The organism is Sulfitobacter sp. UBA4523, from assembly GCF_002388305.1.
In the GTDB taxonomy this organism is placed as follows: domain Bacteria; phylum Pseudomonadota; class Alphaproteobacteria; order Rhodobacterales; family Rhodobacteraceae; genus Sulfitobacter; species Sulfitobacter pontiacus.
Genome location: NZ_DGMH01000024.1, coordinates 183,906 through 184,157, shown reverse-complemented (window position 1 = coordinate 184,157; position 252 = coordinate 183,906). Strand labels below are relative to the sequence as shown.

The 252-nt window shown below is 63.9% G+C and carries 1 protein-coding gene; it reads left to right on the top strand.

Annotated features, from left to right (window positions below; translation table 11 throughout):
- Nucleotides 1-252: beta-ketoacyl synthase N-terminal-like domain-containing protein (locus B3849_RS06700; protein WP_286779943.1), on the top strand; the 252-nt coding region annotated here is incomplete at both ends.

Here is a 252-nt window from a genome sequence, read left to right as displayed (position 1 = left end):
CCTGCTGGCCGGCCTGCCGGTCGATGTGCCCGGTGCAACGATCAACCGTCTGTGCGCCTCTGGCATGGATGCGGTCGGCGTCGCGGCCCGCGCGATCAAGGCCGGAGACATGGATCTGGCGATTGCCGGCGGTGTCGAAAGCATGACCCGCGCGCCTTTCGTGATGCCCAAGGCGGAAACGGCTTTCTCGCGCAACAACGCTGTCTATGATACCACCATTGGCTGGCGCTTTGTGAACCCCAAGATGAAGGC